At 66.7% G+C, this 26,040-nt stretch carries 23 protein-coding genes; 11 read left to right on the top strand and 12 right to left on the bottom strand.

The features are described from left to right. Positions 1 to 37: 37 nt before the first annotated feature. On the top strand, positions 38 to 790 hold the full coding sequence (gene rnc, locus I1E95_RS08545) for a ribonuclease III (protein WP_197167303.1): 753 nt from the start codon (positions 38 to 40) through the stop codon (positions 788 to 790). Here the strand turns inward: rnc and I1E95_RS08540 are convergent. Beyond that, positions 756 to 971 (bottom strand): NAD(P)H dehydrogenase subunit NdhS, encoded by a 216-nt coding sequence (locus I1E95_RS08540; RefSeq protein WP_197161255.1) that lies wholly within the window; start codon positions 969 to 971, stop codon positions 756 to 758. The genes rnc and I1E95_RS08540 overlap by 35 nt on opposite strands. Before the next feature lie 88 nt (positions 972 to 1,059). On the opposite strand from I1E95_RS08540, the gene rimM reads away from it, so the two are divergent. Together rimM and I1E95_RS08530 are read left to right on the top strand one after the other, a co-directional pair. After that, positions 1,060 to 1,608, top strand: coding sequence for a ribosome maturation factor RimM (gene rimM / locus I1E95_RS08535; protein ID WP_197167301.1), 549 nt, complete (start codon positions 1,060 to 1,062; stop codon positions 1,606 to 1,608). 81 nt (positions 1,609 to 1,689) lie between these two features. Next, positions 1,690 to 3,174, top strand: a complete 1,485-nt coding sequence (locus I1E95_RS08530; RefSeq protein ID WP_197161240.1) for a mannose-1-phosphate guanylyltransferase/mannose-6-phosphate isomerase — start codon at positions 1,690 to 1,692, stop codon at positions 3,172 to 3,174. Between the two features lie 30 nt (positions 3,175 to 3,204). Here the strand turns inward: I1E95_RS08530 and selD are convergent, their stop codons facing one another. The 10 genes from selD to I1E95_RS08480 form a co-directional block, all read right to left on the bottom strand. After that, a complete protein-coding gene (gene selD / locus I1E95_RS08525) occupies positions 3,205 to 5,304 on the bottom strand; it encodes a selenide, water dikinase SelD (RefSeq protein ID WP_197167299.1) in 2,100 nt (699 codons plus the stop codon). Beyond that, entirely contained in the window at positions 5,285 to 6,325 is a 1,041-nt protein-coding gene (gene galE, locus I1E95_RS08520) for a UDP-glucose 4-epimerase GalE (protein ID WP_197161237.1), read from the bottom strand. Before galE ends, selD begins: the two co-directional genes overlap by 20 nt. After that, a complete protein-coding gene (locus tag I1E95_RS08515; protein ID WP_231594505.1) occupies positions 6,322 to 8,412 on the bottom strand; it encodes a transglutaminase family protein in 2,091 nt (696 codons plus the stop codon). The genes galE and I1E95_RS08515 overlap by 4 nt, the downstream gene beginning before the upstream one ends. Positions 8,413 to 8,416: 4 nt before the next feature. Then, entirely contained in the window at positions 8,417 to 10,870 is a 2,454-nt protein-coding gene (locus tag I1E95_RS08510) for a glycogen/starch/alpha-glucan phosphorylase (RefSeq protein ID WP_197161232.1), read from the bottom strand. A gap of 106 nt (positions 10,871 to 10,976) precedes the next feature. Beyond that, positions 10,977 to 11,867 (bottom strand): transglutaminase family protein, encoded by an 891-nt coding sequence (locus tag I1E95_RS08505; protein ID WP_197161229.1) that lies wholly within the window; start codon positions 11,865 to 11,867, stop codon positions 10,977 to 10,979. Next, the gene (locus I1E95_RS08500) at positions 11,852 to 12,877 is read right to left on the bottom strand and encodes an alpha-E domain-containing protein (protein ID WP_197161227.1); all 1,026 of its coding nucleotides are present in this window, start codon (positions 12,875 to 12,877) and stop codon (positions 11,852 to 11,854) included. The genes I1E95_RS08505 and I1E95_RS08500 overlap by 16 nt, the downstream gene beginning before the upstream one ends. Next, positions 12,871 to 14,310 (bottom strand): circularly permuted type 2 ATP-grasp protein, encoded by a 1,440-nt coding sequence (locus tag I1E95_RS08495; protein WP_197167297.1) that lies wholly within the window; start codon positions 14,308 to 14,310, stop codon positions 12,871 to 12,873. The genes I1E95_RS08500 and I1E95_RS08495 overlap by 7 nt, the downstream gene beginning before the upstream one ends. A gap of 137 nt (positions 14,311 to 14,447) precedes the next feature. Next, a complete protein-coding gene (gene ureC / locus I1E95_RS08490) occupies positions 14,448 to 16,172 on the bottom strand; it encodes an urease subunit alpha (RefSeq protein ID WP_197161224.1) in 1,725 nt (574 codons plus the stop codon). 53 nt (positions 16,173 to 16,225) lie between these two features. Next, entirely contained in the window at positions 16,226 to 16,534 is a 309-nt protein-coding gene (locus I1E95_RS08485) for an urease subunit beta (protein ID WP_197161221.1), read from the bottom strand. After that, entirely contained in the window at positions 16,531 to 16,833 is a 303-nt protein-coding gene (locus tag I1E95_RS08480) for an urease subunit gamma (RefSeq protein WP_006172936.1), read from the bottom strand. Before I1E95_RS08480 ends, I1E95_RS08485 begins: the two co-directional genes overlap by 4 nt. Positions 16,834 to 16,957: 124 nt before the next feature. Here I1E95_RS08480 and I1E95_RS08475 point away from each other — a divergent pair, with 124 nt between their 5' ends. After that, positions 16,958 to 18,322 carry an MFS transporter gene (locus tag I1E95_RS08475; protein WP_197161206.1) on the top strand — a complete coding sequence of 455 codons (1,365 nt, stop codon included), beginning with the start codon at positions 16,958 to 16,960 and terminating at the stop codon, positions 18,320 to 18,322. 9 nt (positions 18,323 to 18,331) lie between these two features. Here the strand turns inward: I1E95_RS08475 and I1E95_RS08470 are convergent, their stop codons facing one another. Further along, on the bottom strand, positions 18,332 to 19,258 hold the full coding sequence (locus tag I1E95_RS08470) for an urease accessory protein UreD (RefSeq protein WP_197161203.1): 927 nt from the start codon (positions 19,256 to 19,258) through the stop codon (positions 18,332 to 18,334). A 139-nt stretch (positions 19,259 to 19,397) separates the two neighbouring features. Here I1E95_RS08470 and ureE point away from each other — a divergent pair, with 139 nt between their 5' ends. The 7 genes from ureE to urtD all read left to right on the top strand — a co-directional run bounded on the left by ureE (position 19,398) and on the right by urtD (position 26,022). Further along, positions 19,398 to 19,958 (top strand): urease accessory protein UreE, encoded by a 561-nt coding sequence (gene ureE / locus I1E95_RS08465; RefSeq protein WP_231594504.1) that lies wholly within the window; start codon positions 19,398 to 19,400, stop codon positions 19,956 to 19,958. Next, the gene (locus I1E95_RS08460; protein WP_197161200.1) at positions 19,955 to 20,656 is read left to right on the top strand and encodes an urease accessory protein UreF; all 702 of its coding nucleotides are present in this window, start codon (positions 19,955 to 19,957) and stop codon (positions 20,654 to 20,656) included. Before ureE ends, I1E95_RS08460 begins: the two co-directional genes overlap by 4 nt. Positions 20,657 to 20,677: 21 nt before the next feature. Beyond that, positions 20,678 to 21,286 (top strand): urease accessory protein UreG, encoded by a 609-nt coding sequence (gene ureG, locus I1E95_RS08455; protein ID WP_197161197.1) that lies wholly within the window; start codon positions 20,678 to 20,680, stop codon positions 21,284 to 21,286. A 148-nt stretch (positions 21,287 to 21,434) separates the two neighbouring features. Next, positions 21,435 to 22,736 (top strand): urea ABC transporter substrate-binding protein, encoded by a 1,302-nt coding sequence (gene urtA, locus I1E95_RS08450; RefSeq protein ID WP_197161195.1) that lies wholly within the window; start codon positions 21,435 to 21,437, stop codon positions 22,734 to 22,736. A gap of 146 nt (positions 22,737 to 22,882) precedes the next feature. After that, entirely contained in the window at positions 22,883 to 24,040 is a 1,158-nt protein-coding gene (locus tag I1E95_RS08445; RefSeq protein WP_197161192.1) for an urea ABC transporter permease subunit UrtB, read from the top strand. 60 nt (positions 24,041 to 24,100) lie between these two features. Next, positions 24,101 to 25,207 (top strand): urea ABC transporter permease subunit UrtC, encoded by a 1,107-nt coding sequence (urtC, locus tag I1E95_RS08440; protein ID WP_197161190.1) that lies wholly within the window; start codon positions 24,101 to 24,103, stop codon positions 25,205 to 25,207. Positions 25,208 to 25,275: 68 nt separating this feature from the next. After that, positions 25,276 to 26,022 (top strand): urea ABC transporter ATP-binding protein UrtD, encoded by a 747-nt coding sequence (gene urtD, locus I1E95_RS08435; protein ID WP_037981100.1) that lies wholly within the window; start codon positions 25,276 to 25,278, stop codon positions 26,020 to 26,022. The last annotated feature ends 18 nt before the right edge of the window (positions 26,023 to 26,040 follow it).

The following is a 26,040-nucleotide window of genomic DNA, read 5'->3' as shown; positions in this document are numbered from 1 at the left end:
AGGGAGGCCAACGGCCCTCCGCGAAGCTCCCGTGCCCCTGAGTGACGAGCGCTGCCGCAGCCTGGTGCAGTTCCTCGCGGACCTCGGACTGAGGGGCCCCGGGCTGACTGATCCCCTCAACCCCGACTTCGATCTCGCCCCGGTCGAGGAGGCCCTCACCCACAGCTCCGCCGGCCTGCCGATCAACCACGAGCGGTTGGAGTTTCTCGGAGATGCCGTCCTGCGCCTGGCAGCGGCGGAGTTTCTCGAGCGCCATCACAAGACCATGGACGTCGGCCAGCGCTCGGCCCTGCGGGCCCAGCTGGTGAGCGACCGCTGGCTGGCGGAGCTGGGACAGTGCTGCGGCATCGAGGCGATGGTTCACCTCGGCCCGGTGGCGGCGGGGGACAGCGCGGCGCGGCAGACGATCCGCGCCGAGATCTGCGAGGCCCTGATCGGCGGGCTCTATGAGGCCACTGGCAGTCTGGAGCCGGTGCACACCTGGCTCACCCCCCACTGGCAGCGGAGCACCAGCGAGCTGCTGGCCGATCCCTACCGCCACAACTGGAAAACGGGTCTGCAGGAGTGGAGCCAGGCCCGGGGGCTCGGCCTGCCCCACTACCGCTGTGAAGAACACAGCCGCCGCCATGGCGACCCCCGGCGCTTCCACTGTTGGGTGGATCTGCAAGGGCAGCCGGTGGCGGAAGGCTGGGGAGGGTCCCGCCGAGGCGCCGAGCAGCAGGCGGCCCGCTCGGCTCTCGAGCAGCGGCAGGCGATCAGCTCGCTTCCAGGGTCTTCAACGGCATCGTGACCAGCTTGTCCCAGTTGCCCCCTTCGAACAGCACAGCTGCCTGGCTGCCGCTGATGCGTTGCACAAAACCCCTGTAGCCGTTGTAGATCGAGCGTCCATCGCGGACCACCACGGTGGTGCCTGGAAGCACCGGCGCCACCTCAGGCGACGCATCTGCTGAAGAGGACTCAGCCGCAGCCATGGAGTGAGTGCAGAAGTTGGTTCCATTATCAAGCCGATCGGCAGGATGGGCGCAGATGCCCGGCGGGTCAGTCGATGGTGGTGAAGCGATGGTGAGCGAAACGGACGCGCCGGAGGCGTGGCTGGTGGTGGGGAAGGTGGTGGCGGCCCAGGGGCTGCAGGGAGAGCTGAGGGTGCTGCCCCGCACCGACTTCCCTGAACGTTTCACCCGGCCTGGTCAGCGCTGGCTGCGCCGGGCCCAGGAGCCCGCCCGGGCCGTGCGACTGCTCTCCGGCCGTCAACTGCCCGGCCGGGAACTGTTCGTGGTGCGGCTGGAGGGGGTCGGCACGCGGGAGGAGGCCGAGGCCCTGGTGCATCAGGATCTCCTGGTGGAAGCGGGCGATCGGCCCCGGCTGCAGGAGGGGGAGTTCCACCTGCTCGACCTGCAGGGACTGCAGGTTCGACTGGCGCCCCATGGCGAGGTGATCGGCACCGTGGTGGATCTGATCCATGCCGGCAACGACCTGCTGGAGGTCGAGCTCAGCGGTGACCAGCCCCGGCGGGCGCTGATCCCCTTCGTGGAGGCGATCGTGCCACGGGTGGACATCGCCGGCGGCTGGCTCGAGATCACGCCGCCGCCGGGGCTGCTCGACACCTGAGGCTGGGACTGACCGCTGGCGCTCCGGGGTGTTCCCCATAAGATTCGAGCCAGCATTGACCCATCAAGGGAAGATCAGACGATGAGCCCAGCGGTCGCCCTCGTGCCAGTGATCCTCTGCGGCGGCACCGGCACCCGCCTCTGGCCGCTGTCGCGCGCCAGTTATCCCAAGCAGTACTGGCCCCTGTCCGGCAGCGGCGAGGAGACCCTGCTGCAGCAGACCCAGTTGCGGCTCAAGGGATTGAACCAGCTGGCCCCTCCGCTGCTGATCTGCAACGAGGACCACCGGTTCATCGTGGCCGAGCAGATGCGCCAGATCGGGGTGGAGCCCGGCGCCATCCTGCTGGAACCTCTCGGCCGCAACACAGCCCCGGCGATCGCCGTGGCGGCCCTGCACGCCACCAGCCGGGGGGAGGATCCCCTGCTGCTGGTGCTCGCCGCCGATCACGTCATCCAGGACGGAGCACGCTTCCGCGCCACAGTCGAGGCTGGCCGCGCCGCGGCCGAGGGAGGCCTGCTGGTGACCTTCGGCATCGTGCCCACGGCCCCGGAAACCGGCTACGGCTACATCGAGGCGGTGGAGCCCCTGACCAGGGCCAGCACAGGCCCTGGCGAAGCGTCGATTCCGGCCCCCACTCCGATCGCCCGATTCGTGGAGAAGCCCGATGCGGACACGGCGGAGAGTTTCCTGGCCAGCGGCCGCTTCACCTGGAACAGCGGGATGTTCCTGTTCCGTGCCAGCGCCATCCTCGCCGAACTGGAGCGGTTGGCCCCGGAGGTGGTGAGCTGCTGCCGCGCCGCCATCGACCACGACAGCGCCGATCTCGATTTCCTGCGCCTGGAGCGGGAGTCGTTCGCCAGCTGCCCCAATGTCGCCATCGACGTGGCGGTGATGGAGCGCACGGGCCTGGGCGCGGTACTGCCCCTGAAGGCGGGCTGGAGCGATGTGGGCAGCTGGAGCGCCCTGTGGGACACCGGAACGCGCGATGACGACGGCAATGTGCTGCGGGGCCGGGTGATCAGTGAAGGGTCACGCAACTGCTACCTGCGCAGCGAACACCGGCTGGTGGTGGGCCTGGGGGTGGAGGACCTGGTGGTGGTCGAAACCGATGACGCCGTGCTGGTGGCCCACCGCGACCGCGCCCAGGAGGTCAAGACCATCGTGAACCGCCTCGCCGTCAGCGGCAGCCCCGAAGGGAAGGCCCACCGCCGCATCTACCGTCCCTGGGGCTCCTACGACGGCATCGTCGAGGGCAGCCGCTGGCAGGTCAAGAAGATCATGGTCAACCCCGGAGCCAGCCTCTCGCTGCAGATGCACCACCACCGCGCCGAGCACTGGGTGGTGGTGCAGGGCACCGCCGTGGTGGAAAAAGACGGCATCCAGGAGCTCCTGGGCGAAAACCAGAGCACCTACATCCCGCTTGGCTCCAAACATCGTCTCAGCAATCCCGGCAAGATCCCCGTGGAGATGATCGAGGTGCAGAGCGGCCCCTACCTCGGCGAAGACGACATCGTCCGCTTCGATGACCGCTACGGCCGCTCGGACATGAGCCTTCCGGTGCGCTGAGGTCCGGGACCGCTGAGGTCCAAGGCCTTCTCAGGCCGGGGCCGCCAGCACCGTCCCGATCAGCTCGGCCCGGGGAAATCCTCCGGCACGCACGGCAGCCAGTGCCGCCTCGGCCGCCGCTGCCGGCAGTGACGCCAGCAACGGACCGCAGGTCTGGGGGTCGATCAGCAGCTCCCGCAAGCAGGGCTTGAGCGCCCCGGCCTGAACCCTGCCACTCTCCAGCTCCACCCAGGCGCTGCGGTTGGCGGGGGCCAGGCTGCTGGCGAAGCCCCGCTCCAGCAGCTCCAGCGCCCCGGAGAAGGCGGGCAGGGCCTGGGGCTCCAGCACCACCCGCAGGGGTTCCGCCGCGGCCTGCAACATCTCGCCGAGGTGCCCCAGCAGGCCGAACCCCGTCACATCGGTGCAGGCGCGGCAGCCATGGGCGGCCAGCAGGTCCACCAGCGGCTGCTGGCTTTGAGCCATCTCCTCCAGGACCCCGTCGAGCCACTCCGGCTCCGCCGCACCGGCCATCGCTGCCGCGAAGAGCACACCGCTGCCGATCGGGCGGCTGAGCAGCAACCGATCACCGGCGGCCAGATCGCCCTTGGCCCAGAAACGGCCCGGCTCAGAACGGCCGGTCACGCTCAGAGCGAGGCTGAGTCCCTCGGCTGTGGTGCGCTGCTCCAGCGTGTGCCCCCCCACCAGCCGGGCAGCGAGGGGATCGAGCACAGAGCGCACCCCGGCCAGGGTCTGGAGCAACCACTCCTCCTGCAGCGCCGCCGCTCCCCGGGGCAGGGTCACCAGGGCCTGGGCGCTCTCCACCCGGGCGCCGCAGGCCCAGAGGTCGGAGCAGGCATGCAGGGTGGTGAGCCGGCCGTTCAGCCAGTCATCGCCCACCAGGGCGGGGAAGCCATCGAGGCTCTGCAGCACCAGTCCTTCATCCAGCGAACCGGCGATCACCGCGGCATCGTCCCCCCCGGGTGATCCCAGCCGCTCCAGGGCCCCGCGCAGGGGAGCGGCACCCAGCTTGGCAGCGCAGCCCCGGCAGGGGCTCTCCTCGGCCATAGGCGCCAGGGCCTGGAAGCGGCTGATGAAGCGGCGGTCGATCCAGGCCTTGCACCACCACAGCCAGCGGGAGGGCCCCAGGCACAGGGGTCCCCACTGAGCCAGGGCACGGGGCTGGCCATCGACGGCACCGCCGTCCCCCAGCAGCTGCAGGGCACAGCGGGGGGGATGCCAGGGGCGCAGGGGTTCCCCGCGCAGGGAGCGGCGCAGATTGGCCGCCAGCACCGGAGCCACACGCACCGCCCAGACCCCGCTGGGAGAGCGTGGCGCCGCGCGCACCAGGCCGCAGTCGCCGCAGGCGAACACACCGGGATGGCCTTCCACCTCAAGGCTGGCCTCCGTGAAGACGCGACCCGTGGACGGATCACAGGGCAGACCGCCGGCCGCCAGCCAGTGCGGAGCCCGGCTGCCCGTGCAGCGCACAAGGGGGGCCGGGCCATCGGCCGGCACGCCGGGGTCGGCTTCGGGATCGGCGGTCCTCAGGGCCACGCCCGCCGCCGCCAGCATCCGCTCGCCGGCCCGGTTGGCCCCTGGCGAGCCCAGGGCAAGGCTGTCCCCGCGTCGCACCAGCTCCACCCTCAGGCCCCGGGCCTTCAGCGCCAGGGCCACCTCCACCCCGGCAGCCCCGCCACCCAGCACCCGGCTGGGGGCCTCGCCGGGCGTCAGGGCCCCGCACCAGGCCAGAAACGGCTCCAGCGGCTTGATCGCCATGCCGCCGGAACCCGGCGTGACAGCCCCCACATCCAGGCTGAGCCTGTCCCAGTGCAGGGAAGGACGGCCAGCCAGCCGCAGCTCACGCTCGGCCGGATTCAGACCGGTGATCTCGGCCCGCACGAAGCGCACCCCAGCACGGTCGCAGAGGCGACGAAGATCGATGCCGGTCTCGCGGCGGCTGTAGAGCCCGGCGATCAGGCCCGGCACCATCCCGCTGTAGAGCGCGGTGCTGGTGCGGCTCACCAGGGTGATCAGCACCCCCCGGGGAAGACCCTCCATCGCCCAGCGGCGCAGCAGCAGGGCATGGCTGTGGCCGCCCCCGGCCAGGATCAGGTGCTGCTGGAGTGGGTCGTCAGTCCCCACGAGGCCCATAGCCCTGGGGATTGGCACGCTGCCAGGCCCAGCCATCGCGACAGATGGCGTCGAGGTCGCGCTGGGTACGCCAGGACAGGCGCCGTTCCGCCAGCGACGGATCCGCCACGGTCGCCGCCACATCTCCTGACCGCCTGGGCACCAGGTCATAGGGAACGGGGGTGCCGCAGGCCCGCTCGAAGGCCGCCACCACCTCCAGCACCGAATGGCCCCGGCCGCTGCCCAGGTTGAGGGTGAGCAGCTGGGGGGGCTCGGCCATCAACACCTCAAGGGCCGCCCTGTGGCCCTCCGCCAGATCCATCACGTGGATGTAATCGCGGACGCCGGTGCCGTCGGGGGTGGGCCAGTCGGAGCCGAACACCTGCAGCCGTGGGCGGCGGCCCACCGCCACCTGGCTGAGGAAGGGGAACAGATTGTTGGGGATGCCCCCTGGATCCTCGCCGATGCGTCCGCTGGGGTGGGCCCCGACCGGGTTGAAGTAGCGCAGCCGCGCCACCCGCCAGCCCGGCTCGCTGGCATGCACATCAGCCAGCATCCGCTCCACCGCCGCCTTGGTGTAGCCGTAGGGGTTCACCGGTTCGACCCGGGCGGATTCGGCGATCGGCACCGACTCCGGGGAGCCGTAGAGGGTGGCACTGCTGCTGAAGACAATCGTGCGGCAACCGGCCTGAACCATGGCCGCCAGCAGGGCGCGACTGCCCGACAGATTCACGTCCCAGTAGCGCAGGGGATCGGCCACGGATTCAGCCACCGCCTTGAGACCGGCGAAGTGGACCACGGCCTCGATGGGCGCCGCGGCAAAGGCCCGCGCCAGATCCCCTGAACGGCGCAGGTCACCTTCGATCACCTGCAGCCGTGGGGCCGCGACCGGGCCAGCCAGCTCCTGGACACGCCTCAGGGCTTCGGGGGAGCTGTTGGAGAAATCGTCGAGCACCACCAGGCTGTGGCCCGCTTCCAGCAGAACCAGGCAGGTGTGGCTTCCGATGAAGCCGGCACCGCCGGTGATCAGCAGCTGACTCATCCCAGCCTCAGATCAAGGGTGCGTAGACCTGGAGACGGTGCGGGCCAGGGAGGGGCCTGGGGCCTGCCGTCATCCTCGGGAACGGGGACGGGTTCGAAGCTGATCCGGTCTGAGCCCTCGGCCCCGAGCTCATAGCCGGCCATGGCCAGGCCACTGATCTCCAGCCGCAATGGCAGATGGGGATCGATGCAGGGGTGGAGGGAGGGGTAGAGGCGGCTGTGCCGGTAGCGCACGCCGAGCCAGCCGTCGCCCAGGGGCAGCTCCCGGCCGTTCAACCGCAGCGAACAGGACTGCAGAAACGCTGTATTGGCCTTCAGCTCGAGCCGCTGCAGAGAACTGTCGACGAAGCGGCTGGTGTTTCCTCCCTGCACCGGGGTGTCGCAGAGCAGGGGCCAGGGTTCTAGAGCCCGTCGGATCTCCAGCCGGGCTCCCTCCTGCTCCCAGCTCAGCAGCAGGGGGAAACGCCACTCCCAGATCCCACGGAAGGGCTCAGGCTCCAGCACCAGACCATCTCGGGCCAGCAGATCCAGCACCGCCTGAAGGTCGGTCCAGATGGCCTGCGGCAGCTGCATCGCATCGTGAAGACGCTCGCCGAAGGGCTCGAGCCGGCTGGGGCGGTGGGCCGGATCGAGCAGGTGGGCGGCCAGGGCGCTCCACAGCAGGGCGATGGCACCGGTCCAGGCGGGATCGGGCAGGGTTTCGATGGCCCGGAACTCGATCAGGCCCTGACATCCGGCCGCCCAGGCGGGATTCCAGAACTTGTCGAAGCTGATCTCGCTGCGGTGGGTGTTCCCGCTGCGGTCGGCATGGAGGTGGCGCAGGGTCTCACTGATCAGGATGCGCTGATCACCCTCAGGAAGCGATTCGATTGCCCGGTGGGCCAGCTGCAGATCCAGGGAACTGGCACTGCCTTCATCGAGACGGGGGGCCTGGGACGCCGGGCCGACGGAGCTGTTTCCGAACAGATAGGAGAGGCTGGGATGCCGCTGCCAGAAGCGCAGGATCGCCACCAGCCAGGCCGGCCTCGAGAAGAAGGGATTGGTCTCGAGGCTTGGGCCTCCCCAGAGCAGGTGGTTGCCACCGCCGGTGCCTTCCTGGCGCTCCCCCACCTGCTTCCAGCTGCGCAGCCCCACCGCCTCGGAGGCCTCGGTCAGGGTGTGGATCCAGAAGTTGTAGTCGGCCCAGCCGTGGCAGACGGGCAGGTTCACCTCCAGAACGCCGGGATCGGCCGTCAGCCCCAGCACATTCCAGCGGCCATCGAGATCAGCGGGGAGCACGCCGCTGAGTTCAGGCTGACTCCAGCCGGTACTGGCCTCGGCGATCAGATGCAGCAGCTGCTCGAGGGGCTGGCGGGGCAGGGGCGGCAGGAAGAGGTTCCAGCCGCGGGGGCTGACCTCCAGGGTGAGCACCTGACGCAGCACACCTTCCGGGAAGTGCTGAAGCGGCAGGCGCAGCCCCGCCGGTCCACTGGCGGGGAGCAGCTCGCGCAGGGGTTTGGCCAGCGGCCAGCGGGCGGCCTGCCAGCCTTCGGGGAGGTCAGGCTCCTCCTCGGTCGGAGTGCTGTGGGACAGGGGGACGGCCCAGATCCTGGAGCTGGGATCCAGGGGATCCTTCAGCCGCAGGGGGTGCACCTCATGGCCGAGGGACTTGCCGATCCCATGCAGGAAATCCTCGGCCCGCTTGGCCGGCAGGTGGGGCAGAGAGGCCTGATCGGCCGGGGATGTGGTCGGCGCCTGCTGAGGCCATGCCACCAGGGGACCGCCATCGAGGCCCGTGATCAGTCGCAGGGCCCAGCGAGGATTCACCTCGCCGTCGTAGCGCTTGCCCGGGCAGTACATCAGGGTGCTGCCGGGCCAGACCCGCCGCTGCAGTTCAGCGGCCAGCCGACGGGCATAGCTGAGCTTGGTGGGGCCATCGGCCGCCACCGACCACTCGGCCCCCTCGGGTTCGAACGGCACCACCGTGGGCTCACCGCCGAGGGTGAGCTGGATGCCCCTGGCGCTCAGGCGCTTCTCCGCCTCCGCGGCGGTGACGGGCATCCAGCCAGGTTCCGCGGAGGCCGGCCGGATCGACTCAGTGACCACCATCGGCTCAGCGGGAACCCGGCTGGGCCGAGGGAAGCACCGTGCAGGCATTGATGGGCATCGACTCCACGTTCCAGATCCGTTCTGCATAGTCGCGGATCGAGCGGTCGCTGCTGAAGAAACCGCAACGGGCTGAATTGAGCAGCGACATGCGGCTCCAGCCCACGGAATCCACCCAGGCGGCATCCACGGCGTTGTGGGCCCTGCGGTAGTCGCCGATGTCGGCCATGACTCGGAAGGGATCGCTGCCGCAGAGGTTGGCCAGCAGGGGGTGGAACAGATCGCGATCGCCCTCGCTGAAATGGCCGGAGCCGATCAGGTCGATGGCCTCCCGCGCGATCGGGTCGCTCTCCAGCCAGGGCATCGGATGGTACCCGCCCCGGTTGATCACCTCCAGCTGCTCGGCGGTATGGCCGAACAGGAAGAAGTTGTCGTGGCCCACGAGATCTCTGATCTCGATGTTGGCGCCATCGAGGGTACCGATCGTGACAGCCCCGTTCAGGGCCATCTTCATGTTGCCGGTGCCGGAGGCCTCCAGGCCGGCGGTGGAGATCTGCTCGGAGAGATCCACCGCCGGGTAGACCTTCTGCCCCAGGCTGACGCTGAAGTTGGGCAGGAACACCACCCGCAGGCGCCCATCCATGGCCGGATCCATGTTCACGATCTCGGCGATGCCGCCGATCAGGCGGATGATCAGCTTGGCCATGGCGTAGCCCGGGGCTGCCTTACCTCCAAAGATGAAGGTGCGCGGCGGCAGGTCCTCGCCGTTGCGGATGCGCAGGTAACGCTCAACGATCTGCAATGCCGCCAGGTGCTGGCGCTTGTATTCGTGGATCCGCTTCACCTGCACATCGAACAGGGAGGCGGGATCCACCAGTACGCCCAGTTGCTGGTGGATCAGGTTGGAGAGTCGTTGCTTGTTGTGATCCCGCACACCGCGCCAGCGGTCCAGGAAGTTTCCATCGTCGGCATACGATTCGAGGCGGGAGAGCTCGCCGAGATCGCGGCGCCAGGTGCTGCCGATCGTGTCATCGAGCAGGGCTGAGAGTGACGGATTCGCCACGGCAATCCAGCGCCTGGGAGTGACACCATTGGTGACATTGGTGAACTTCTCCGGCCACAGCTCCACGAAGTGTGAGAAGAGATCCTTGCGCACCAGCTTGCTGTGCAGTTCTGCCACACCGTTGACCCGATGGCTGCCCACCACGGCAAGGTTGGCCATGCGCACCTTGCGGTAGGGACCCTCCTGAATCAGGGACATCTTCTCCAGAAGGGCCGGCTGGCCTGGATTCCGGATGCGCACCATGCGCAGGAAGCGGGTGTTGATCTCGTAGATGATCTCCAGCTGGCGCGGCAGCAGCTGCTCGAACAGGTCGACACCCCAGGTCTCGAGGGCCTCCGGCAGCAGGGTGTGGTTGGTGTAGCTGATGCAGGCCGTGGTGATCGACCAGGCGGTGTCCCAGTCGACACCGTGCTCATCGATCAGCAGCCGCATCAGCTCGGCCACGGCGATGGCCGGATGGGTGTCGTTGAGCTGAACGGCGAATTTGGTGTGGAACTCCGTGACCGGCAACCCCTGCCCCTTGAGGATGCGGAACATGTCCTGCAGGGAGCAGCTCACAAAGAAGATCTGCTGACTCAGGCGAAGCTGCTTGCCCTGGTCGGTCTCATCGTTCGGATAGAGCACCTTCGACAGGGTCTCCGAATTGATCTTCTGCAGCACTGCACGGGTGTAATCACCGGCATTGAAGGAGGCGAAATCAAAGGATTCCGGCGCCTGGGCCGACCACAGCCGCAGGGTATTGGCGGTGTGCACGCCATAGCCCAGGATCGGGGTGTCGTAGGCCACGCCCATCACCGTATGACCCCCGATCGTGACCGGGTAGGTCCATTCGGCACGGATCACTTCCCAGGGGTTGCCCTGAGCCAGCCAGGGATCAGTGCTCTCCACCTGGCTGCCGCGCAGGATCTGCTGGCGGAAAATACCGAATTCGTAGCGGATGCCATAGCCGATCGCCGGCAGCTCGAGGCTGGCCATCGATTCCTGGAAACAGGCCGCCAGGCGTCCGAGACCGCCATTCCCCAGCCCCGGTTCCGGCTCCTGGGCGATCAGGTGCATCAGATCGAGGCCCAGCTCGTCGCAGGCCTCCTGGGCCGCCTCGCGCAGCCCCAGATTGACGAGGTTGTTCTCCAGGTGAGGACCCAGCAGATACTCGGCCGAGAGGTAGGACACCGTGCGCACCCCCTTCTGGGTGTAGGCCTCGGCCGTGTCCACCCAGCTCTGCAGCAGCTGATCGCGCACGGCCATCGCCAGGGCCCGGTAGTAGTCGTGGCTGGTGGCCAGCGACGGTGACTTGGCCTGCGTGAAGAACAGATGCCGGCGCATCGCCTCGGCCAGGGCGTGGCCATCCAGGGATGGCGACGCGCCGAGGTCGGTGGGGGGGACGGTGCTGGCTGCCATGGAGGCGGATCGTGTCGACTCGTCCCTTCATGCTGCGGGACCCACCCCCATCGCTGCTGGAACGGTTACCGATTCAGGTTCATTCCAGGTTCCCTGAAGGTTCGCCTCAGAAGTGCAGGAGGTTGGGCACGGTGTGGTCCTCGCTGAGCACTTCGGCCGCGATCGACCATTGCATCTCGCTGGTGACCCCGGCTGGTCCGCTGAAGCTGCCCATCACGGCCGCAGCCAGGTTGGGCTTGGAGGAGGTGGCCAGGGGGATGTAGCGATCGTCGATCGCCCCCATCCCACTGGGATCAAACCCACGCCAGCCGGCCCCCGGCAGGTACACCTCGGCCCAGGCGTGCAGGTCGTAGCGGTCGGGCCTGGGCTCCACCAGGTGGTATCCGCTCACGAAGCGGGCCGGCAGCCCCACGCAGCGGCAGGCCTCGATCATCAGCACGGCCAGGTCTCGGCAGGACCCCACACGCTCCTTGAGGGTGCGTCCGGCAGGCCAGGCCGGCCCGACGTGCCGCTGGGTGTACTTGACCCGGTCCTGGATCATCTCCACCAGCTGGTCGAGGAACATCAGCGCCCGCTGGTCGCTGCCCATCAGGGCCTCCTGGGCCAGTTCCACGGCAGCGGGATCGTGCTGGCCGTTCGGCAGCCAGCCTTCGAGACTGCCCAGCAGGTCGCCGTTGAGCTGGCCCACGGGATAAGGCAGGAACGGCTCGTTCTCCTCGAGGCAGATCTGCAGGAGCGGCGGCACCTGAGTCTCCACCTCGCACTGGGAGCGGATGTCGAAGGCATCGGTGGCCCCGCTGAAGCGTGCCCGCAGGATGTCGTCGCCACTGGCGGCCACCAGCGCGTGGAGGCGGTGGGGATCCGGGGAGATGTAGAGATCGAAGCTGAGCAGTCGCTGGAAGCCGTTCGCCCTCGGCTTCAGGCAGATGCGGTGCGGACCAAGCTGAACAGGGGCTGTATAGCGGTAACTGAGGGTGTGAGTTACGCGGGCGCGCATGCCGAGGATGCAGAAACGACGGTGCTGGTGTCGGCGGCCGTGGCGCTGTCGTCCGGCTCGGCCTGGGGCGAAGCCACGACGAAGTAGTTCGCGTCGATCAGGGCATGCAGGCGGTTGAGATCGCCCTGAAAGCGGTCGATGGCCTCATGCAGTCCCTGGGAGATCAGCTCATCGATGCGCACATAGCTCCAGGTGGCCAGCATGCGTCCCGTGAGGCATTCGAGGTCGTCGGGCGGGCCGGGCACCGGATTGCCGCGGATCACGCGCATCGACTTGCTCAGCCCCTCGAGGCAGTAGCGCACCGAGCGGGGAAAGATGGGATCGAGCAGCAGGAACTCGGCCACGGCCCTTGGCGTGATGCCCTGCTGCTGCGACTGGCGGAACATCTGGTACGCCCCGGCGGAGCGCAGCAGCGAAATCCACTGTAACTCATCGAGCACACCTCCCACCTCCTCGGGGCTGGGCAACAGCAGGTAGTACTTGACGTCGAGGATGCGGCTGGTTTTGTCGGCCCGCTCGACCAACCGCCCCAGTTTGCTGAACTGCCAGGAGAGGTCGCGGCTCAGGGTGGCGTCGGTGATGCCATAGAAGAGCTGACAGGCCTTGCGCACCTCGTGGAGCTGCTCCTGGCCAGGGAGACGCCAGAACTGATCACTCTCGAGCAGAGTGAGATAGAGATCGTTGAGCTGCTCCCACATCTCCGTGGTGATCACCTCGCGGATCTGGCGGGCGTTCTCGCGGGCCGCGGCGATGCAGTTGACGATGCTGCTGGGATTCTCCGGCTCCTGGACCAGGAAGCGCACCACTTCTTCGGGGCCCCCGCCGGGAAAGATCCGATCGAAGAGTTCACGGTCGCCGCTGGCGTCGATCAGCGGCAGCCAGGGCTCGGCACTGCCGGGGGGGCAGTCGAGGGCCATGGCCTCGCTCACCTCGAGAAAGCGGGAAATGTTCTCCGCCCGCTCCACGTAGCGGTTGATCCAGTACAGGGATTCGGCGACCCGACTCAGCATGAGGTCTCATCCACGATCCAGGTGTCCTTGCAGCCCCCTCCCTGAGAGGAATTCACCACCAGGGAGCCCCGACGCAGGGCCACGCGGGTGAGTCCCCCTGGGCTCACCCAGGCTCCCTTGCCACGCAGCACGTAGGGACGCAGATCGACGTGGCAGGGGTAGAGCTCGCCCTCGCTGAGGGAGGGAACGGTGGAGAGCTCCAGGGTGGGCTGGGCGATGAAATTGCGGGGATCGGCCTTGATCTTCCCGGAGAAGGACAGGATCTCGGCCTGATCGGCATGGGGGCCGATCAGCATCCCGTAGCCACCGGCCTCGGCCACCGACTTGACCACCAGTTCGCTGAGATGGGCGAGCACATAGGCCTGGTCTTCGGGCCTGGAGCAGATGTAGGTGGGCACGTTCTCGATGATCGGCTCCTCCCCCAGGTAGTAGCGGATCATCTCCGGCACGTAGGCGTAAATCAGCTTGTCGTCGGCCACACCGGTGCCGGGGGCGTTGGCGATCGCCACGCGCCCGGCCCGGTAGGCCTCCATCAGCCCGCGCACCCCCAGCATCGAGTCTGGGCGGAACACGGCCGGATCGAGGAAGTCGTCGTCGATCCGGCGGTAGATCACATCCACCGGCTCGAGCCCGGAGGTGCTGCGCATCCAGACCCGGTTCCCCTCGCAGACCAGATCGCGACCCTCCACCAGCTGGATGCCCATCTGCTGGGCCAGGTAGCTGTGCTCGAAGTAGGCGCTGTTGAAGACCCCGGGGGTGAGCAGCACCACCTTGGGGGTGTCGGTCCAGGGGGCCAGGTCGCGCAGGGTCTGCAGCAGGTGCGACGGATAGTCGTCGATGGGCTGCACCGTGCGGCCGGCGAAGAGGCTGGGGAACATCCGCTTCATCACGCGGCGGTTCTCGAGGAAGTAGGCCACCCCCGAGGGGCAGCGCAGGTTGTCCTCCAGCACCCGCCAGGTGCCCTGGCCGTCGCGGATCAGATCAAGCCCGGAAATGTGGCACCAGCGGCCCAGGGGCGGCTTGAACCCCTGCATCTGGGGCCGCCAGCCCTGGGAGCTCTCCACATCCGCCCGGGGCACGACCCCGTCGCTGAGGATTTTCTGATCGCCGTAGACATCGCCCAGGAAGCTGTCGATCGCTTCCAGCCGCTGAATCAGGCCGAGTTCCAGCCGCTGCCATTCGCCCGAGCGGATCAGACGCGGCAGGGGATCGAAGGGAAGGATCCGCTCACCGCCCCGCTCACCGGAGCCGTTGAGGCGGAAGGTGGCGCCGAGGCGCTTGAGCAACATGCCGGCGGCGGCATGGTTGCGGTTGATCTCCTCGATCCCCAGCTGACCGAGGGACGAGAGCAGGGGACTCAGGGCCGAGCGCGGCTCGGAGGCGGCGCTGAAATACTCGTCGTAACCCTTGCTGGGCTTGTAGTCGGTGAACATCGACGCTGGCGTGGCCATGGCTTGATCATGGACAGCGGCATTGACAACTCTGGTGGTTATCGCTACCGATTGCCGGTGGGTTGAGCTGGATCGATCCAGATCCACACCCGGCCAGGGCCCGTTGTTGGCGCGGGCCCTCAGAGCAGGAAGTAGCGCTGCGCCATCGGCAGCTCGTCGGCGGGCTCGCAGGTGAGCAGTTCACCGTCGGCGAAAACCTCATAGGTCTGGGGGTCCACCTCCACCTTGGGCAGGGCGCTGTTGTTGCGCATCTGGGCCTTGCCGATGCCACGGGTGTGAACCACCGGCACGCAGGGCCGCTTCAGGCCCAGCTTGCGGGGCAGGTCATCGTCGAGGGCCGCCTGGCTCAGGAAGGTGAGGCAGCTGGGGGCGAGGGCACCGCCGTAGGCCGCGAACATCGGCCGTCCGTGCACCGGACCGGGGGTGGGGATCGAGGCGTTGGCATCACCCATCTGGGCCCAGACGATCGAGCCCCCCTTGACCACCAGCTCCGGCTTGACCCCGAAGAAGCCGGGCTTCCAGAGCACCAGATCAGCCAGTTTGCCCACTTCCACCGAGCCGATCTGGCTGTCGAGGCCGTGGGCGATCGCCGGGTTGATCGTGTATTTGGCCACATAGCGCTTGAGGCGCACGTTGTCGTTGCGGCCGCGGCCCGCACCGGCGCTGTCCTCCGGCAGGGTGCCGCGCTGCACCTTCATCTTGTGGGCGGTCTGGAAGGTGCGGGTGATCACCTCACCCACCCGGCCCATGGCCTGGGAGTCGCTGGCGATGATGCTGAAGGCCCCCAGGTCGTGGAGGATGTCCTCGGCGGCAATGGTTTCGCGGCGGATGCGCGATTCGGCGAAGGCCACGTCTTCGGGGATGGCCGCGTCGAGGTGGTGGCACACCATCAGCATGTCGAGGTGTTCCTCGAGCGTGTTGCGGGTGTAGGGGCGGGTGGGGTTGGTGGAGCTGGGCAGCACGTTGGCCTCGCCGCAGATCCGGATGATGTCCGGGGCATGGCCGCCGCCGGCCCCCTCGGTGTGGAAGGTGTGGATGGTGCGGCCGCCGATCGCCCGGATCGTGTCCTCCACAAAACCCGCCTCATTGAGGGTGTCGGAGTGGATGCAGACCTGCACGTCGAGCTGGTCGGCCACGGTGAGACAGCAATCGATCGCCGCCGGGGTGGTGCCCCAGTCTTCGTGGAGCTTGAGACCGCAGGCTCCGGCCCGCACCTGCTCCTCGAGCGCCTCGGGCGTGCTGGCGTTGCCCTTGCCATAGAAGCCCAGGTTCACGGGCAGGCCTTCGGCAGCCTGGAACATCCGGGCCAGATGGAAGGCCCCGGGGGTGCAGGTGGTGGCATTGGTGCCGGTGGCCGGGCCGGTGCCGCCGCCCAGCAGAGTGGTGACGCCCGAAGCCAGGGCCGTCTCGATCTGCTGCGGACAGATGAAATGGATGTGGGTGTCGATGCCGCCGGCGGTGAGGATGTGGCCCTCCCCGGCGATCGCCTCGGTGCCGGGCCCCACCACGATCGTCACGCCGTCGGTGATGTCGGGGTTGCCGGCCTTGCCGATGGCGCAGATGCGTCCGTCGCGGAGGCCCACATCGGCCTTGACGATCCCCCACCAGTCCAGGATCAGGGCGTTGGTGATCACCGTGTCCACAGCCCCGTCGGCGCGGGAGGTCTGGGCCTGGCCCATGCCGTCGCGGATCACCTTGCCGCCGCCGAATTTCACCTCCTCGCCATAGGTGGTGAAGTCGTCCTCCACCTCCAGGATCAGCTCGGTGTCGGCCAGCCGCAGCCGGTCGCCGGTGGTGGGGCCGTAGGTCTCGGCGTAGGCCCGGCGATCCATCCGGTAGGGCATGGCTGGTGCGGGTGACGAAGGAACGGGGGATGGGCGGGGCCGCCCTGGGCGGATCAGTCGAGGGGGCCGTTGATCAGACCGTTGAAGCCGAACACACAGCGGGCTCCGGCCAGAGGCACCAGCTGAACGGGGCGCTGATCCCCTGGCTCGAAGCGGATCGCGGTGCCGGCCGGAATGTCGAGGCGCTGGCCCCTCGCCGCCTCCCGGTCGAAGACCAGGGCATGGTTGGCCTCGTGGAAGTGGAAGTGGGATCCCACCTGCACAGGACGATCACCCCGGTTGGCCACCTCGATCGTGGTGACCGGCCGGCCGGCGTTGAGCTCGAGGCTGCCGGGTTCAGGAAAGAGTTCTCCGGGAATCATCGGATCGGTTCATGCAGAGTGACGAGCTTGGTGCCATCGGGGAATGTGGCCTCCATCTGCACCTCGGGGATCAGCTCCGGCACCCCCTCCATCACCTGCTCGCGGCTGAGCCAGGTGGTGCCCTCGGCCATCAGTTCAGCCACGCTGCGACCGTCGCGGGCCCCCTCCAGCACGAGAAAGCTGAGCCAGGCCACGGCCTCGGGATGGTTGAGGCGCAGACCCCGCTGCAGCCGACGCTCCGCCAGAAGCGCTGCGGTGACGATCAGCAGCTTGTCCTTCTCCTGGGGAGTGAGATACATGGGCGGGGGCGTTCCGCCATCACTCTGGCAGTGGTCCGGCAGGCCGCCAGGTTCAGCAGGAACTTTCACCGCCGGCTCAGGGCCTGGAGAGCAGCATGCCCGGAGTGTCCGCAGCCCCACCGCCATGGCCGAGCCGATCGATCTGATGGAGCTGCCGGTGACCCTGCGTCGCCGGACGGTGCTCGCCTACGGCCTCGGTGACGCCGGCACCGGGCTGGCGGCGGCCCTGATCGGCTTCTATCTGTTCGTCTTCTACACCCAGATCGCCGGGCTGCCCCCCTGGCTGGCGGGCCTGGTGCTGATGGTGGGGCGGCTCTGGGACGCCATCAACGATCAGCTGCTGGGCTGGCTCAGCGACCGCACCCGCAGCCGCTTCGGCCCCCGCCTCCCCTGGATGGTCTGGAGTGCGGTGCCCCTCGGGCTGAGCATGGCGCTGATGTGGTGGTTCCCCCCTGGCGGTGAACTGCTGCGCTTCGGCTGGTTCGTGCTGATCTCCGTGGTGTTCATGGCTGCCTACACGGGCGTGAACCTGCCCTTCTGCGCCCTGGCCACCGAGCTCAGCGAGGACACCCGGCTGCGCACCCGCCTCAACGCGGCCCGCTTCACCGGCTCGATTCTCAGCAGCCTGCTGGGCTTGATGCTCGGGGCCCTGCTGGTGGGCTATGGCGCCCCGGGCTACCTGGCGATGGGAGTGGCCGCCGGAGCGGTGGTGGTCGTCGGCACCCTGCTGTCCGCCTGGGGGTTGGCGCCGGCCGCACGGGTGTGCCGCCGGCCCTCGGGGTCGCCCGAGCCCATCACCGCCCAGCTGGGGCGGATCCGGCGCAATGGCCGCTTCCTGCGGGTGGTGGGGTTGTACCTCCTGCTCTGGGGAGCGCTGCAACTGATGCAGCCCGTGTCGTTGCTCTATCTCACCGAGGTGATGCATCTGCCCCAGGCCTGGAGCACCTGGATGCTGATCCCCTTCCAGCTCAGCGCCATGGCCGGCCTGGAGCTGTGGAGCCGGCTGGCGGCCCGGCAGGGACGGCTGGTCGCCCTGCGCTGGGGCTGTGGCCTCTGGATCGCGATGGGCGGCCTGGCCATGGTGCTGGTGCCGCTGGATGCCGCCGCGGCCCCGCTGGCCCCCGGGGGCAACGGCCTCAAGTTCTCACTGCTGGTGGGGGTGGTGATTCTGCTGGGCCTGGGGGCCGCCACCGCCTACCTGCTGCCCTGGTCGTTGCTGCCCGACGCGATCGACGCCGATCCGGAGCGGCCGGCCGGACTGTTCACCGCCTGGATGGTGATGACCCAGAAGCTGGGCAGCGCCGTGTCGGTCTTCCTGCTGGGAAACCTGCTCAGCTGGAGCGGCTACGTGGCTGGGCTGGTCGGTGGCCAGCCCCGTCCGGCCCTGGTGATGATCCGCCTCTGCATCGGCCTGATCCCGGCTGTCCTCGTGGTGCTGGGACTTGTGGTGATGCGGCGCTGGCCCCAGCCGTCCTGCCGGCCCCGATGAGCCCTGAGATCAGCTGGAGTCCGCCGTGTGGGCCTCGCGAAGACTGGGGATCCTGTCCGAGGGTTCCAGCCAGGGATCCTCCTGGAACGGCCACACCCTCGGGAGAACCGGCGGCGCCAGGCCACGCTCGGCGCGGATCCGGGCCCAGATGCGGGTGAACCACCAGCGGGCCGCCTGGGTGGAGCCGCCCCGGTAACGAGCCACCAGCCCCTGATCGAGCCGGCCGCAGGCCATCTCCCCCTCCAGCCCGGTCCGATCGGCTCGGCAGAGGTCCAGCAGCGCGTCCGGCACCGGCGCCGGCGCCGCCCACACCAGGCTGCCGAACACGGGCATCCCCCCCAGCCCGTGGGGGGAGCGCAAGGTCTCTCCCGTGAGCTCCAGTTGATCGACAACACTCCAGCGCCCCTGTCGGCGAATCTCGAGGCGGGAGCGCCAGCAGCCGTCCCCCAGGGTTTCGGAGTCGGCGCTGCGTCCCAGGCGCACCACGTCGGCCCCGAGCCAGCTGGCTCCCTCGGCCAGCTCCACCCGGCAGCTCTGCTCGATCAAGCCTCCTGCGAACACCACCACCTCCTGGGGCAGCCATTCCAGGTCGGCCCCCTCCGTCAGCTCGACGCTCAGCCGCTGGCGGCTCCAGCTGCCGCGGGGGGCCAGGCGGGAGCGGCCCACCGATCCGTACACCTTCTGGGCGGCGACGCTGGTGAGCAGGGCACGGCTGAAGGGCCCGAGCCCGACCTCGATGCTCAGCTCATCCCCTCCCACGAGACCACCGCCGGTGTGGAGCAGCGGCAGTTCACAGCGGCCATCGGCGCGGGCGAAGGCCCTCTGGATCTTGAGGGGGGCCGTGGCGCCGCCCTGGTACTGGGTGCCACGCTCTGCCGTTCGATGGAAGTGAAGGCGGGCCTCCGCACACCAGGGCTTCGGGGGGGCGCTCAGCATGGACAGTTGCGCTCCAGGACAGTCGGCACCATCCGGAGAATCCTGACCCAGGCCGCAAGGGCGGTTTTGGTAGCCATCGCCACAGGGGCTGCTCCACGGTCTGAGGAGGCTGGCGCCTTGTTGTGAGGGTGATGGCCCTGTGTCCACGCCCCCGAGCTCGAGCTCACCACCCGTCTCACCACCGCTGCAGCTGGAGTTGCGCTATCAGCCCTCCGGCCAGGAGCAGGAGCCGGACGGGGATGTGCCCGTGCTGCATCTGCCCATGAGCGCCCAGGAGCGCACCAGCCTGCGCGGGCGGAGACGCACCTCCTGCGGCCGTGAACTGCTGCTGCATCTCCCGCGGGGACCGGCCCTGGAGCCGGGCGAGCGGCTGATGCCGGCCGATCGCAGCCTGGTGGTGGTGGTGGTGCCGGCGCCTGAGCCTGTGCTGGTGGTGCGCAGCCCGGATCCCCTGACGTTGCTGCAGGCCGCCTACCACCTGGGCAACCGCCATGTGTCGCTGGAAGTGCGCTCAGGGGAACTGAGACTGCTGGAGGACGGGGTACTGGAGGAGCTGATGCGGCAACGGGGCCTGTTGATCGAGCACCGACTGGCGCCATTTCTGCCGGAACCTGGTGCCTATGCCACAGCCAGTGAATCCCACAACCACTCCCACGCCCACAGTGGCGACCACAACCACGACAGCGACCAGCCGCGATGAGTGTCGCCGGGCTGCATCTGCTGCAACTGGTGAGCCCCGCCCTGCCTGTGGGGGCGTTCAGCTACTCGGAGGGGCTGGAGGTGTTGGTGCAGAGGGGAACCATCACCACGGCGAGGGCTCTGCAGGACTGGCTCGAAGCCGAGCTCCGGCGCGGCAGCATCGGCATCGAGGCGGCGGCCCTGGGCCCTCTGCAGGAGGCCCTGCGCCAGCACCAGCTCATGGCTGCAGCGGGAGCCGAGAGCGAGGGGGCTCAGCGTGCCCGGGCAACGTTGATGGATCTCGACAGCTGGCTGCTGGTCCAGCGCGAAGCGCCTGAACTGCGGTCCCAGCAACGTCAGATGGGACGCTCCTTGCTGCAGCTGCTGGCGCAGCTGGGCTGGCCGCTGCAGCCTGCCGTCGAGCTGGCCTGGCCGGCGGCCTGGGCCTGGGCGGGGCTTTGCCTGGAGCTCCCACTGCCTGATCTGGTGGAGGCCTACCTCTATGGCTGGTGCGCCAACCAGATCAGTGCCGCCGTGCGCCTGGTGCCCCTTGGGCCCACCCAGGGACAACGGCTGCAGCTGGCCCTGGCACCGTTACTGGTGGAGCGGGGCCGCGAGCTGGCGCTCGCCGATCCCCGCGAGCAATGGACCGGCGGCATCGGCTCTGGCCTCTGCCAGCTCCACCACGCCGAGCTTTACTCCAGGCTGTTTCGCAGTTGACCCTCAAGGCGGCCCACCAGCATGAGCAAACTGCGCGTTGGAGTGGCGGGACCCGTGGGCTCCGGCAAAACGGCCCTCGTTGAAGCCCTCTGCCGGCGGCTGCGCCAGGAGCTGGAGCTGGCGGTAGTGACCAATGACATCTACACCCAGGAAGACGCCCAGTTCCTGACCCGCGCCGGCGCTCTGGAGCCCGAGCGCATCCGCGGGGTGGAAACGGGAGGTTGCCCCCACACCGCCATCCGGGAAGACTGCTCGATCAACCGCGCCGCGGTGGAGGAACTGGAGAACCAGTTCCCTGATCTCGATCTGGTGCTGGTGGAGAGCGGCGGTGACAATCTCGCGGCCAGCTTCAGTCCGGAGCTGGTGGATCTGTGCATCTATGTGATCGACGTGGCCGCCGGGGACAAGATCCCCAGGAAGGGGGGGCCGGGCATCACCCGCTCCGACCTGCTGGTGATCAACAAGATCGATCTGGCAGCGATGGTGGGCGCCGATCTGAGCGTGATGCAACGAGACACTGAACTGATGCGACCGGGCCGCCCCTGGTGCTTCACCAACCTTCGCAGCGGAGAAGGCCTGGAGCGTGTCGAATCCTTTCTGCGTGAACAGTTACCCAGCCCAAGGGCCTGAGTCAGGGACCTGGCTTCACCAGCAAATCCACACACCCTGAGCCAGCACAGAGGTTTCGTGCGATCGGATACATAGCGCCCTGGGCGATCTCCGTAAGTTCCGAGCTGCCGTCAGCATCGCGGCATACCCTCACCTTGACAAAGCACCAATGGTTCAGAATCTCTCTCGGCGGCTGTTTGCTGGACTTGCTGCTTCCGCCGTCAGCATCACTCTGGTGTCCTGCGGTGGCGGTGGCGGTGGAGACTCCGCTGGCAACTTCGACGGCGAGGTCAAAGTTGGCATCCTCCACTCCCTGAGTGGCACCATGGCCATCTCGGAAACGACCCTGAAAGAGGTCGAAGAGATGGCGATCAAGGAGATCAACGACGCCGGCGGCGTCAAGGTTGACGGCAAATCGTACAAAATCGTCGCTGTTGCCGAAGATGGTGCCTCCGATTGGCCCACCTTCGCCGAGAAATCGCAGAAGCTGATCGACTCCGACAAGGTGGCCGTAGTGTTCGGAGGCTGGACCTCCGCCAGCCGCAAAGCCATGCTGCCGGTGTATGAGGCCAAGAACCATATGCTCTTCTACCCGATTCAATATGAAGGGCAGGAGTGCTCCAGGAACATCTTCTACACGGGCGCCGTTCCCAACCAGCAGGCTGAACCAGCCGTTGACTGGCTGATGAAGACCTACGGCGATAAGCTGGGCAAAAAGGTCTACCTGGTTGGCTCAGACTACGTCTATCCTCGGACCGCCAACACCATCATCAAGGAGCAGATGAAGGCTCTTGGCGGTGAAACCGTTGGCGAAGACTACATCCCTCTCGGCAACACCGAGGTAGCCCCGATCATCGCCAAGATCAAGAAGGCGTTCCCGGATGGCGGCATCATCATCAACACCTTGAACGGCGACTCCAACGTTGCCCTCTTCAAGCAATTCAAGGCCGCCGGCATTGACCCGGCAAAATACCCGATCATGTCCTTCTCGATTGCTGAGGAGGAGATCCGTCAGATCGGCCCTGAGTACACCACTGGCACCTATGCCACCTGGAACTTCTTCATGAGCCTGGACACCCCGGCCTCGAAGAAGTTCACCTCCGACTTCCAGGCGATGTATGGCGCCGATCGGGTCACCGGTGACCCAGCTGAATCGGCCTACAACATGGTGTACCTCTGGAAGAACGCTGTTGAGAAGGCCGGTACCTTCGAAGATCTCGACAAGGTCCGCAAGACCATGATCGGCATCAAATTCGATGCGCCCCAGGGCGAGATCGAAATGTTCCCCAATCACCACACCTCCGAGCGGGTGCTGATCGGTGAAGCCGAAGCCAACGGTCAGTTCAAGATCCTCGAGGACAGCAAGACGGCCATTCCGCCCATCCCCTGGAACCAGTTCGTGCCCGAAACCAAGGGTTTCACCTGCGACTGGACTCAGGATCGTCCTGATGCAGGCAAGTTCAAGATGTGATCAGGGCCATCCCCGGGAGGCGATGAAGAATCGGTGGTTCCTCCAGGAACCACCGCCCGCCATCCAGATCGATACACCACCACCCCGTTCGACCTGGTCCAGCATCGCTGACGCGATGCTGGACCTAACTTTCAACATTCATTCCGTTGGAACTTTTCTTTTCTCAGATCCTCGATGGCCTCAGCATCGGATCGGTTCTGCTGCTTGCAGCTACCGGTCTGGCCATCGTTTTTGGCTTGATGGGGGTCATCAACCTCGCCCATGGTGAGCTCATGATGCTGGGCGCCTATGTCACCTACGTGGTGCAGTCGGCGTTCAAACCCATGGGTGGTGTGATCTTCGAGCTGTATTTCCCGGTCTCTCTGGTGCTTGCCTTCATCGTCACGGGATTGATTGGAGTGCTGCTGGAGAGAACGCTGATCCGACAGCTTTACGGCAGACCCCTGGAAACACTGCTCGCCACTTGGGGAGTCAGCCTGATTCTCATCCAGCTGATTCGAAGTGTCTCAACGGCCATGATGCTTGGCATCATTGTGGGTGTAGCTTCCGGGGTCTTACTTTCTAAGTTACTGCGCGCGAAGTTCTCACAGAAGCCTTTCTTCACCTATCTCAATGGACTGGGCTGGGCTCTCTCCATCCTCATCGGTCTGATTGCCGTGAATCTCTTCGATCAGTTCCGGCCACTCTCCAAGCCTTGGTTCGGTCCCCGCAACATCGATGTGACGGCACCGAAATGGCTGCAGGGTAGCTGGGGGATGATCGGCACCATCGAACTGCCCGGTCTGAGGATCTTCATCATCCTGCTGTCGGCCCTTTTGCTTCTGGCCACCTACTGGTTCCTGAATAAAAGCGTCTGGGGTCTGCGGATCCGCGCAGTCACCCAGAACCGTCAGATGAGCAACTGTCTCGGTATTCCAACCGATCGCGTGGACAGCATCACCTTCGGTATCGGATCCGGACTGGCCGGTGTGGCTGGGTGCGCCATCACTCTGCTGGGATCGGTGGGCCCCAACCTTGGAGCCGCGTATATCGTGTCCTGCTTCATGGTGATCGTGCTGGGCGGGGTGGGCAACCTGCTCGGCACCGTGATCGCGGCGATTCTGCTCGGGATCATTCAATCGGTGATCGGCTCCGGCACCTTGCTCACCATCTTCCCGGATATGCCGGCGGCCGCCCGAGGGGTCACTGAATTCTTCGCGACCACGAGCATGTCGCTGGTCCTCGTCTTCATCTTCATCATCGTCTTCCTCCAGTTCCGTCCCAACGGCATGTTCCCTCAGAAGGGTCGCTCGGTCGATGCCTGACCCGATCATCCCCACCCGCTGCAGATTCCCGTTCCATCTCCCCACGAGGAGGCCTCTACCTTGAAACTCTTCCAAAGACTTGTCCCCTGGATTCTGCTGGCGGTTGCCCTGTTCATCCTGCCGGCGGCGCTCGACGATTTTCGGCTCAACCTCTTCGGTCGCTATTTCGCGCTCGCCATTACCGCTCTGGCGATCGATCTGATCTGGGGATACACCGGTCTGCTGAGCCTGGGTCAGGGGATCTTCTTCTCGTTGGGTGGCTACGCGGTGGCCATGTACCTGATGCTCAAAACCAAGAGCCTGGCTGGCGGTAATGGCATCCCCAAATTTTTCGAGAACTACGGCGTCGCTGAGCTGCCCTTTTTCTGGAAGCCCTTCTGGTCACCTGTATTCACGCTGATCGCCATCTGGGTGATCCCAGCCGTGGTGGCTGGTGTGGTGGGTTGGTTGATCTTTAGAAACCGGATCAAAGGAGTGTATTTCTCCATCATCACCCAAGCCGCGTTGATGGTGTTCTTCCACTTCTTCAACGGCCAGCAGAAGCTTTTCGACGGCACCAACGGCCTCAAAACCAGCACCTCGCAGCTGTTCGGCCAACTGGTGGGTTCCCCTGACATGCAGGTGTGGTTCTACCGCCTCACGGTGATCCTGCTCCCCCTGGCTTTTCTGATCTGCCGGTACTTCACCAGCGGGCGCTTCGGTGATGCCCTGATCGCCATCCGTGATGATGAGACAAGATTTCGTTTTGCCGGTTTCAATCCGGTCCCGTTCAAGACCATCGTCTTCCTGGTGGCGGGAGCCCTGTGCGGAATCTCCGGCGCGCTCTACACCGTGCAGTCCGGCATCGTTTCGCCCCAGTACATGTCGATCTCCTTCTCGATCGAGATGGTGATCTGGGTGGCCGTGGGCGGCCGGGGGACTCTGGTGGGTCCCATCATCGGCGCCACGGTGGTCAACTACCTGCGCAGCCTGGTAAGCGAGGCCCTGCCAGAGGCCTGGCTCTTCGTCCAGGGTGCCCTGTTCATCTTCGTGGTTGTGCTCATGCCCGATGGCATTTATGGCTGGGTTGTCAACGGCGGATTCAGGAGTCTGCTGGCCGCCTTCGGCATCGCCAAGAAGGCAAAAACCTATCCCCGGATCGATGCGGAGGCTCTCCCCGTGGACTAGTCAGTCCGACAATACTGCCAGGTTTTTCTTCGTGACTGCTTTCTCGAATACGCTCCTTTCCGATGTCCATGTCAGAACCTCTACTTGAGCTCAATGACGTCAGCGTGAGTTTCGATGGCTTCTATGCCCTCACCGATCTCAGCCTGAAGTTATATAAGGGTGAGTTGAAGTCGATCATCGGGCCCAACGGTGCCGGCAAGACAACATTTCTGGATGTGATCACCGGCAAGGTTCGACCCACCAAGGGCTCGGTGACCTTCAAGGGACAATCGCTTCTCGGTGTTTCGGAGCAGAAGATCTCTCGTCAGGGGATCGGCCGCAAGTTCCAGACCCCGAGGGTCTTCGAGAACCTCAGCGTGCTTCGCAATCTCGAGCTGGCCGCCTCCCCGTTGAAAAACGCCTTCAGCCTGCTGGGGTCGGGCCTTCCCCAGGCGGCCAAGGACGAGGTTCATCGCATCATGAACTATGTGGGCCTGGCACCCTTCGCCACCGTGAAGGCTGGCTCCCTCTCCCATGGCCAGAAGCAGTGGCTGGCCATCGCTTGCCTGGTGGCCCAGGCCCCGGAAGTGCTGCTCCTGGATGAACCGGTTGCCGGTCTGACCGATGAGGAAACCCTGCGAACGGCCGAACTGATCAAGTCCCTGGCCGGCGACCACACCGTGGTGGTGATCGAGCACGACATGGAATTCATCCGGGATCTCGATTTCGACGTCACCGTTCTGCACCAGGGGCAGGTGCTCACTGAGGGTCCGCTGGACCAGGTCAAAGCCGATCCAAGGGTTATCGAGGTCTACCTGGGGCCGCCCGAACAGTAACCGTTTTCCGACCTTCAA

Origin of the sequence: Synechococcus sp. CBW1107, from assembly GCF_015841355.1 — a bacterium.
Taxonomy (GTDB): domain Bacteria; phylum Cyanobacteriota; class Cyanobacteriia; order PCC-6307; family Cyanobiaceae; genus Regnicoccus_A.
The sequence above is the reverse complement of the archived record's forward strand: the minus strand, read 5'-3'. Positions and strand labels throughout refer to the sequence as shown.